The organism is Sterolibacterium denitrificans (assembly GCF_900174485.1).
GTDB classification, from domain to species: Bacteria; Pseudomonadota; Gammaproteobacteria; order Burkholderiales; family Rhodocyclaceae; genus Sterolibacterium; species Sterolibacterium denitrificans.
On sequence record NZ_LT837803.1, the window covers coordinates 1,826,050 to 1,835,675 of the forward strand.

Annotated in this window: 7 protein-coding genes and 2 tRNA genes; 4 read left to right on the forward strand and 5 right to left on the reverse strand. The window is 64.1% G+C overall.

Annotation, left to right across the window (positions count from 1 at the left end; all coding sequences use genetic code 11):
- Positions 1-164: 164 nt before the first annotated feature.
- The 3 genes from SDENCHOL_RS08380 to SDENCHOL_RS08390 form a co-directional block, all read right to left on the reverse strand.
- Positions 165-449, reverse strand: a complete 285-nt coding sequence (locus tag SDENCHOL_RS08380) for a hypothetical protein (RefSeq protein ID WP_154716818.1) — start codon at positions 447-449, stop codon at positions 165-167.
- Complete coding sequence (locus tag SDENCHOL_RS08385; protein WP_154716819.1) at positions 446-952, reverse strand: hypothetical protein; 507 nt, start codon at positions 950-952, stop codon at positions 446-448. Before SDENCHOL_RS08385 ends, SDENCHOL_RS08380 begins: the two co-directional genes overlap by 4 nt.
- Positions 953-1,136: 184 nt before the next feature.
- Positions 1,137-1,223 (reverse strand) — tRNA-Leu (locus SDENCHOL_RS08390).
- A 149-nt stretch (positions 1,224-1,372) separates the two neighbouring features.
- Between SDENCHOL_RS08390 and rnr the strand changes: the two genes are divergently transcribed.
- Complete coding sequence (gene rnr, locus SDENCHOL_RS08395) at positions 1,373-3,928, forward strand: ribonuclease R (protein WP_154717414.1); 2,556 nt, start codon at positions 1,373-1,375, stop codon at positions 3,926-3,928.
- Positions 3,921-4,667: a 23S rRNA (guanosine(2251)-2'-O)-methyltransferase RlmB gene (gene rlmB / locus SDENCHOL_RS08400; RefSeq protein WP_154716820.1), complete on the forward strand. Its 747-nt coding sequence runs from the start codon at positions 3,921-3,923 to the stop codon at positions 4,665-4,667. The genes rnr and rlmB overlap by 8 nt, the downstream gene beginning before the upstream one ends.
- Before the next feature lie 44 nt (positions 4,668-4,711).
- On the opposite strand, the gene SDENCHOL_RS08405 is transcribed toward rlmB, so the two are convergent.
- Positions 4,712-5,878 (reverse strand): NYN domain-containing protein, encoded by a 1,167-nt coding sequence (locus SDENCHOL_RS08405; protein ID WP_154716821.1) that lies wholly within the window; start codon positions 5,876-5,878, stop codon positions 4,712-4,714.
- A 24-nt stretch (positions 5,879-5,902) separates the two neighbouring features.
- Positions 5,903-6,916 carry an AI-2E family transporter gene (locus SDENCHOL_RS08410; RefSeq protein ID WP_154716822.1) on the reverse strand — a complete coding sequence of 338 codons (1,014 nt, stop codon included), beginning with the start codon at positions 6,914-6,916 and terminating at the stop codon, positions 5,903-5,905.
- Positions 6,917-7,032: 116 nt separating this feature from the next.
- Between SDENCHOL_RS08410 and SDENCHOL_RS08415 the strand changes: the two genes are divergently transcribed.
- Complete coding sequence (locus tag SDENCHOL_RS08415; RefSeq protein WP_154716823.1) at positions 7,033-9,282, forward strand: heavy metal translocating P-type ATPase; 2,250 nt, start codon at positions 7,033-7,035, stop codon at positions 9,280-9,282.
- Positions 9,283-9,382: 100 nt separating this feature from the next.
- Positions 9,383-9,467: transfer RNA gene (locus SDENCHOL_RS08420), tRNA-Leu, on the forward strand.
- The last annotated feature ends 159 nt before the right edge of the window (positions 9,468-9,626 follow it).

Here is a 9,626-nt window from a genome sequence, read left to right on the forward strand (position 1 = left end):
AACATTCTTTAATTTGGTTGGCAACAATTAAAGATGACTTTCATTTTCTCATGACGCATAAGTTCACCCATGCAGACGCTTGGGGTATGCATTTCATGTCGATTATTGGAGAACCACCGGCGACTGGCTGATGGTGAACCTCGTGGTGCCAGGCGGCGTCTGGCTCAGGGTGCGCGGTCGATTTCCTTGTGCGTGGCCGCTTTGCGCAGCACGGCAACAGTGCCGATCAGTTCCAGGCTGATTTTATGGCTGTGGTTCTGTGTGATGTCGATCGTATAGATTTTCGGATTACGGTAGCCTTCCAGCTTATGGAAGCGAAGCCGTTTGGGCAGAGGGTCTTGCAGCAAGGCTGCGATGGCTTTTGCGGCAAGCCTGGCAATCTCATCCGGTAGCGCCTGGAAGGAACGCACGAACGACGTGCGCGTTCGATCCACGCGGGTAACGATCATTTGCGCAAGGACAGAAGCGAATCGAGCAGGGCATCGGGATCCGAGTACAGGTTTTCCTCGCGCACTTCGTGCGGTGTCGCGTCGATGTCGTGCTCGCCGATCTGCCAGCGCAGGCTGTTGAGCAGATTGTGAAGGTCGGCGGCAGCGGCAATGGCCTCGGTGTAGGCGGCTTCGATGCCATCGTCTTCGGTCAGTTGCCGGTCGCGGCGTCCGGCTTCACGCTTTGCGATCAGCAGGTCATACAGTGATTCGACGGATTGCTGGGCTTCGAGCATGGCCGCTTCGAGGCTGTTGTCGGGATCGACGACTTCCGTCAGGTTGCCGATGTCTTCGGCCAATTGGGTTCCAAAGGCAATATCCACCTTGAGAGTGGATGTCAGACGGGTCAGCCATGCCAGGGTGCTTTCGATGGCTCCGAGCAGTTCGAGGTTGCGTGCAGCCTCGGCGGCAACACTCCCGCTGAAACCGCGTATTTCCCGACGTTCGATTTCAATTCGGCTCATGGTTTTAGATAAGGCAAAGGGCATACGGAACTCTATCAGACCCAGCCTGCCCAAATATAGTTCATCTGGACGATAGCGTGGATGACGGGCGGATGAGGCGGGTTTCAGAAACGAAAAAGCCAGATTGCGGAAAACAATCTGGCCTTTTTCAAAGGGAATGCGGTGCGTTCCCCTTATAATTCCTTGGTGCCCAGGAGAGGACTCGAACCTCCACAGTGTTGCCACCACTAGGACCTGAACCTAGCGCGTCTACCAATTTCGCCACCTGGGCAGTGCGAAAATCAAGAGCCGCAGATTATATAAGGAATTCCGGAGTTGTCAAAAAAAATCAGCAAGCCGAAGGCTGCCGTGCGTAATGTTGAGCGTGTTGACCATCTCGCTCGTACCACCCCTGTCACAGGCAAGTCGGCGGGCGGCCGCCTGAGTCGCATCCGCCGCGCCGATCCGCACTTTTCGCGTGAGATCGCCAAGTACGAGCATCCCCTGCCGAGCCGTGAATACATCCTCGACACGCTCGAAAAGAGCGGCGTGCCGCTCGAATTTGCGCGCATCTGCGCCGCGCTCGACGTGCGCAGCGACGAGCTCGAAATCTTTCGCCGCCGTCTCGACGCCATGGCGCGCGCCGGACAGGTGGTGCAGAACCGCGCCGGCGCCTGGCTGCTGCCGGCCAAGGCCGCGCTGATCCACGGCCGCATCGAAGGCCATCCCGACGGCTACGGCTTCCTCATTCCGGACGACAAGGCCGAGCATCCCGCCGACATCTTCCTCAGTCCGCGTGAAATGGAAGCCGTCCTCCACGGCGACAGCGCCATGGTGCGCCTGGTCGGCGTCGATCGGCGCGGGCGTCCCGAAGGCAAGATCGTCAGAGTCACCGAGCGCGGCAGCAAGCGCGTGATCGGCCGCGTCTTCAACGAACATGGCGTCTGGTTCGTCGTCGCCGAAAACCGCCGCATCAGCCAGGACATCCTGCTCGCGCCGGCAGAGAAGGGCGGCAAGCTGCCCGCCGCGCGCGCCGGCCAGGTGGTGATGGTCGAAATCATCCAGCCGCCGAGCGCCCACGCTCAGCCGATCGGCCGCATCGTCGAAATCATCGGCAACTACGCCGATCCCGGCATGGAAATCGAAATCGCCCTGCGCAAGCACGTGCTGCCTTTCGAGTTCTCCGACGCAGCGCTGGCCACGGCCGGAAAGCTGCCGCAAAAGGTGCGCAAGGCCGACTGGCAGGGCCGCGAGGACATTACTCGCTTGCCGCTGGTCACCATCGACGGCGAAACCGCGCGCGACTTCGACGATGCCGTCTATTGCGAACGCCTGCCCGGCAACGGCAATCGCGCCGGCCTCTTCCGCCTGCTCGTCGCCATCGCCGATGTCTCCCATTACGTACAGGCGGAAGATCCGCTCGATCTCGACGCGCGCGAACGCGGCAACTCGGTGTACTTCCCGCGCCGGGTGATTCCCATGCTGCCGGAAAAACTTTCCAACGGCCTGTGCTCGCTGAACCCGCAGGTCGAGCGCCTGTGCATGGTCTGCGACATGCAGATCACCAGCAGCGGACACATCGACAGCTACCGCTTCTACCCGGCGGTCATGCACTCCCACGCGCGCCTGACTTATACCGAGGTCGCCGCCGCGCTTTACGACAAGGACGCCGCCGCGCGCGGCAAGCTCGCCGCGCTGCTGCCGCAACTGGAAAACCTCGATGCGCTCTATCGCGCGCTCGCCAAGGCGCGCAGCAAGCGCGGCGCCATCGACTTCGAGACGCTGGAAACCGAAATGATCTTCGACGACAACGGCAAGATCGCCCGCATCGTCGGCCGCGAGCGCAATGAAGCCCATCGCCTGATCGAAGAATGCATGCTTGCCGCCAACGTCTGCGCTTCGGCCTTTCTCGAAAAGCACAAGCATCCGGCCTTGTTCCGCGTGCATGAAGGGCCGACCGCCGATCGCCTGCAGCGCCTGCGCGAATTCCTCGCCGGTTTCGGCCTGCAGCTCGGCGGCGGTGAATCGCCCGGCGCCAAGGACTATGCGCAATTGCTCGGCCAGCTCGCCGGCAGGCCGGACAAGGCGCTGCTGCAAACCGTCATGCTGCGCTCGCTGCGCCAGGCTCAATACAGCCCCGGCAACCTCGGCCATTTCGGTCTGGCCTACGACGCCTATACGCATTTCACCTCGCCGATCCGCCGCTACCCCGACCTGCTGATTCATCGCGCCATCAAGGCCGTGCTGCATGGACGCAAATACCAGCCGCATGCTGAAAGCGCCCCCGGCGCCGGCACCATCGACGCCTGGGAAAAGGTGGGCCTGCACTGCTCGATGACCGAGCGCCGCGCCGACGAAGCCACGCGCGACGTCGAAGCCTGGCTGAAGTGCTACTACATGCAGGATCGCATCGGCGAAGAATTCGACGGCAGTATTTCCGCCGTCGTCCCCTTCGGTCTTTTCGTCGCCCTCGACGACATCCACATCGAAGGTCTGCTCCACGTTTCCGACCTCGGCGCGGATTATTTTCATTACGACGAAGCCGGCCACGTCATGGTCGGCGAGCGCACCGGCCGCCGCTACCGCCTCGCCGACCGCGTGCGCGTCCAGGTCGTGCGCGCCGATCTGGAAACCAACAAGATCGACTTCCGCCTTGCCGCAGGCACAGGCAGCAAGCCGGCAAGCCAGCCGGCACAGAGTGCTCAGAACGTCCAGAACGCCCAGAGCAAGCGCAGCGGCAAAACTGGCGCCAAGCCGCAGCGCATCACCCCGATGCCGGAGGCCAAACAAGTCGCCCCCGATGCCGCGATCAGGCCCAGCCGCGCGCCTTCAGGCGGCAGTCGAAAATCTGCCAAGTCTGCCAAGACCACCACTGTCGGCAAGGCAAAACCCGCCAAAACCGCAAAATCCGCCAAGGCGGGCAAATCGGCCAAGCCGGCCAAGGCGTCCACGCCGTCTCGCGGCACCCGCGTCAAGAAAGGAAACGCCCGTGGCTGAACGCCGCTTCATTTACGGCTTCCATGCCGTCATCGCCAAACTGCGCCACAGCGCCGACGACGTTGCCGAAATCTTCCTCGACCGCCAGCGCCAGGACGCCCGCGCGCGCGATCTCGTCAAGCTCGCCGAAACCCACAAGGTTCGCCTGATCCAGACCGACCCCGCGCGCCTCGACGGCATGGCCGGCGGCAACGCGCGGCACCAGGGTGTGGTCGCGCTGGTGACGGGCGCGCAGCGCGTGCTCAAGCTCGACGACGTGCTCGACACGTTGAGCGAGCCACCGCTGCTGCTGGTGCTCGACGGCGTGCAGGACCCGCACAACCTCGGCGCCTGCCTGCGCGTGGCCGACGCCGCCGGCGTCCACGCCCTGATCGCCCCCAAGGACCGCGCCTGCGGCCTCAACGCCACGGCCGTCAAGGTCGCCAGCGGCGCGGCCGAAACCGTGCCCTACATCACCGTCACCAATCTCGCCCGCACCCTGCGCGAATTGCAGGAGCGCGACATCCTTACCGTCGGCGCCGCTGGCGAGGCCGACACCGACCTCTACGTCATCGACCAGCGCGGCCCGCTTGCCTGGGTACTCGGCGCCGAAGGCGCGGGCCTACGCCGCCTGACCCGCGAAACCTGCGACCAACTGGCGCGCATCCCCATGCTCGGCAGCGTCGAAAGCCTCAACGTGTCGGTGGCCAGCGGCATCTGTTTGTTCGAGGCGAGAAGGCAGCGGGGGCTGCAAGGCTGAACCCCCTGCCTTGCGACCGTTTTGCCGGCGCTGCGGCTACGCCGTCACGCTTCGTTCTTGTCGGCAGTTTTGCGTGGACGGCGTGGGCGTGAGGCGGGCGGCTTTTCCGCGCGGGTGGCGGTTTCCGGCGCTGTCGCTGCGGAATCGGGCGGTTTTGCCTCATTCTGCGTTCCGGCTTGCTGGCTTGCCGACTTGGTGGTCTGGCGTGCCGGCTTGCGCGTATTGCCGTTCCTGCGCCGGGGTTTGGCTGGCTCCGGCTCTGCGGGCGCGGCCGTTGCTTCTTCAGCGGCCGGTGTCTGGATGACGGTTGCGCGGTTGATGGCGGCGCCGGCGCCAGTCTCCTCTACCGTTTCGGTGGTGGCTGTGGCGCTGCTCGCCGGCGGTTCACTGCTGGCGCGATAGACGTAGGCGCCGGATTTTTCGTCGCGGCCGGATTCGAGCAGGCCGCGCGACTGGGCTTCTTCGATGAGGTTGCCGAAGGTGCGGAAGCCGTAGTGGCTCTCGTTGAAGTCGGGCTTGCGGCGCTTGATCGCCTGTTTGAGCACCGATGCCCAGATCTTGCCGCTGTCGCCGCGTTCGGCGATCAGGGCTTCGAGGGTTTCGAGGGCGATGTCGATGGCCTGGCTGCGGCGCTTGTCGAGTTCTTCCTTGCGGCGCTGTTCTTCTTCCGGGGCGCGGCGCTGGCCGGCTTGCGTTTCGCTGGGGCCGCGCTCGCGGCGGGTGGCGGCGCGTTTTTCGCGCACCAGGTCGTCGTAGAAGATGAATTCGTCGCAGTTGGCGATGAGCAGGTCGGAGGTCGATTGCTTGACGCCCACGCCGATCACCTGCTTGGCGTTTTCGCGCAGCTTGGAGACCAGCGGCGAGAAGTCGGAGTCGCCGCTGATGATGACGAAGGTATTGACGTGCGACTTGGTGTAGCACAGGTCGAGGGCGTCGACGACCAGGCGGATGTCGGCGGAGTTCTTGCCCGACTGGCGCACGTGGGGAATTTCGATCAGTTCGAAGTTGGCTTCGTGCATGGTGGCCTTGAAGCCTTTGTAGCGATCCCAGTCGCAGTAGGCTTTTTTGACGACGATGCTGCCCTTGACCAGCAGGTGTTCGAGCACCGGCTTGATGTCGAATTTTTCGTATTTGGCGTCGCGCACGCCGAGGGCGACGTTCTCGAAATCGCAGAACACCGCCATGCTGGTGTTGTCGGGGGAAGTTGCCATTGATGTTTCTCCGTGGGGGCGGCTTCAGACCAGGCCGCGCTCGCCGAGTTCGGCCTTGAGGAAGGCGTAGTAGATGGGGGCCATGAGCAGTCCGGCCAGGCCGAACAGGGCTTCCATGGCCAGCATCGCCATGAGCAGTTCCCAGGCGCGGGCCTTGATGTGCGAGCCGATGATGCGGGCGTTGAGGAAGTATTCGAGTTTGTGCAGGATGACCAGGAAAGCCAGGGAAACGACCGCCAGCAACAGCGAGTGGGACAGGCTGATGATGGTGATCACGGTGTTGGAAATCAGGTTGCCGGCGATCGGAATCAGACCGGCGATGAAGGTGAGGACCACCAGCGTCTTGGCCAGCGGCAGGTGGATGTCGAAGAGGCGCAGGGCAACCAGCAGATAGAGGCCGGTGAAGATCGCATTGATGGCGGCGATGCGCACCTGGGCAAAGACGACCTGGCGGAAGGCGGTGGCAAAGCGCTTGGCGTGCGCTTTCAGCAGTTGCGCCAGCGGGCCGCCGCTTTCGTCGCCATTGACTTCGCGCAGGGCGAGCAGGGCGCCGACGACCATGCCGATCAGGGCATGCGCCAGTCCGCGCAGGGATTCGCCGCCGATTTTCTGCAGCCCGCCGGCATGGGCGCGCAGCCAGTCGGCGACCTGGGCCTGCATTTCACTGGAGTCGGTGGGCAGATATTGGGCGATCCAGCGTGGCAGCCAGGCGCGCGAGGATTCGAGAATTTCCGCCATTTTCTGCATCAGGGCGGGCAGGCTGCCGACATTGCTGTGCAGAAAGGCGGCGATGCCGAAACTCAGCAGTGTGATGGCGGTGATGATCAGCATGCTCAGTACGGCGACGGCGACCAGCCGCGCGCCATGGCTGGACAGGCGCTGTTCGAGCAGGGGCGCGATGCCATGGACCAGCACGTAGATCAGCAGCCCCGACAGCAGCGCGGCCGTCAGGTGCAACTGGATGGCGAGCAGTGGCGCGAGCAGGGCAATGGCGAAGGCGGCATTGCGCAAACCGGGTGTCGGAGTAGGTGAGGCCATGGCCATGGCATGGGTCTGGATGGGGGGAGCATTATTGCATGGCTGTCTGGGCTGAGGAGCGCGGTTGTCCTGGCGGACTATAATCAGCCTTCTCTAATTTTCAGGGATGTGTTGCCATGCCGGTGTCCGCAAACCCTGCCGCGGCGGCAGCGCCGCAGACGCTCGAACTTTCCCTGCAGGGCATGAATTGCGCGAATTGCGCGGCGCGTATCGAAAAGGGCCTGAACGAAATGCCCGGGGTCGAGGCGGTGGTGAATTTCGCCAGCGAAAAGGCGCACATCCGTTTCGATGCCGCAAGTTACGCTGCCGCGCAGTTCATCGACAAGGTGGATGGCATGGGCTTCAAGGCGCGACTGTCCACCAGCGATACCCATGCCGAGGAACAGAGCCGCCGCCATGAACAGTACCGGGCCGAATTGCGCCGTTTCTGGATCGCCGTTGCGCTGACCCTGCCGCTGTCCCTGCAGATGGTGGCGATGTTCGATCCGGCGGCGACGACGCACGATCTGCTGCCGCGCTGGCTGCAATGGCTGCTGGCCACGCCGGTGCAGTTCTGGATCGGCCGGCGTTTTTACGTCGGCGCCTGGCATGCCCTGCGCGGCGGCAGCGGCAACATGGACGTGCTGGTGGCCCTGGGCACCAGCATGGCCTATCTGCACAGCGCGGTGGTGACGCTGTTTGGCCTGCACGAGCAGCACGTCTATTTCGAGGCTTCGGCGATGGTCATCACCCTGGTGCTGCTCGGCAAGATCCTCGAAGCGCGCGCCAAGGCCGGCGCTTCGGCGGCATTGGAGGCGCTGATCGGCCTGCAGCCCAGGACGGCCCGCATCGAGCGCGGCGGGGCGCTGGTCGAGGTGCCCGTGGCCAGCCTGATCCCCGGCGATGTCTTCGTGGTCAGGCCGGGCGAGGGCGTGCCGGTCGATGGCCAGGTGATCGAAGGCGCCTCGACCTTGAATGAATCCATGCTGACCGGCGAGAGCCTGCCGGTGCTCAAGCAGCCGGGTGACAGGATCTATGCCGCGACGGTGAATGGCGAGGCCCTGCTGCGCTGCCGGGCCAGCGGCGTCGGCAGCCAGACCCTGCTGGCCGGCATCATCCGCATGGTCGAGGCGGCGCAAGGCTCGAAGGCGCCGGTGCAGCGGCTGGCCGACCGCGTGGCGGCGGTTTTCGTGCCGGCGGTGGCGCTGGTCGCGCTGCTGACCCTGGCCGGCTGGTGGTGGCTGGCCGGCGATTTCACCCAGGGCATGATCAGCGCCGTGGCCGTGCTGGTGATTGCCTGCCCGTGCGCGCTGGGTCTGGCGACGCCGACGGCGATCATGGTCGGCACCGGCCAGGGCGCGCGCCTGGGGATTCTGATCCGCGATGCCGAAGCGCTCGAACTGACCGAGAAGATCAGCATCCTGGCCAGCGACAAGACCGGCACGCTGACGCAGGGCAGGCCGGTGGTCACCGATCTGCTGCCGGCGGCGGGCGTGAGCAGCGGAGAATTGTTGCGGGTCGCCGCCACGCTGGAACGGGGGGCGACGCATCCGCTGGCCCTGGCCATTCTCGACCGGGCAGCGGCGGATGGCGTGGCAACGGGAGAATTGCAGGATCTGCTGGCGATTGCCGGCAAGGGCTTGCGCGGCAAGGTCGATGGCCAGTCCTGCAGCCTGGGTTCGCCGGCTTTTCTGGCGGAGGAGGGCGCGAAGCTGGATCTGGAGGATGCCGCGCTGGCCTTGCTGCAGCAGGCGGCGCGCAGCATCGTCGCCGTGGCCTGCGAGGGACGGGTGCTGGGCGTCATCGCCGTGGCCGATCCGCTGCGGCCGGGCACGCCTTCGGCCGTGGCGCGCCTGAAGACGCTGGGTGTCGAAGTGGTCATGCTCAGTGGCGACAACAAACGCACCGCCGAAGCGATTGCGCGCGAAGCCGGCATCGACCGGGTGCTGGCCGAAGTGCTGCCCGAAGGCAAGGCGCAAGCCGTGGCCGGCATGCGCGGCGAGGCGGCGGCCAGGCGCAGGGATGGGCGGGTCGGCATGGTCGGCGACGGTATCAACGATGCGCCGGCGCTGGCGGCGGCGGATGTCGGCTTCGCCATGGGTGGCGGCACCGACGTGGCGATGAAGACCGCCGGCATCACGCTGATGCACGACGACCTCAACTATGTCGCGGCGGCCATCGAGTTGTCGCGGGCGACGCTGGCCAAGATCCGCCAGAACCTGTTCTTCGCTTTCATCTACAACGTGTTCGGCATTCCGCTGGCGGCTTTCGGCATGCTCAACCCGGTGATCGCCGGCGCGGCGATGGCGCTCAGTTCGGTGTCGGTGGTGAGCAATTCATTGCTGCTGAAACGCTGGTCCGGCAAGCCTTTGCGGCTGCTGCACTGAGGCGGGAGCCGGGCGTCGGGAGTGATACGCCGGATCCGAAATGGATTTTCTTGCCCTTTCAAGGGGTTGCCGTTATCATAGGCGGTTTGCTTCAAGCCCCGCGCGGGTGATGGAACTGGTAGACATAGCAGACTTAAAATCTGCCGGCTTCGGCCGTACGGGTTCGAGTCCCGTCCTGCGCACCATGTCATTGCATCGTTACATGACTCCCGGATCAGGAGTTTGCGGCGGCAATTTTATCGACAGGCACTTACTTCAGCCTGTTTTAAAGTAAATAAAAAATAATAATAAACAATTAGATATTCGCTTATATTGAAGTTGTTCATGAGCAGTCCAAGTTTGCC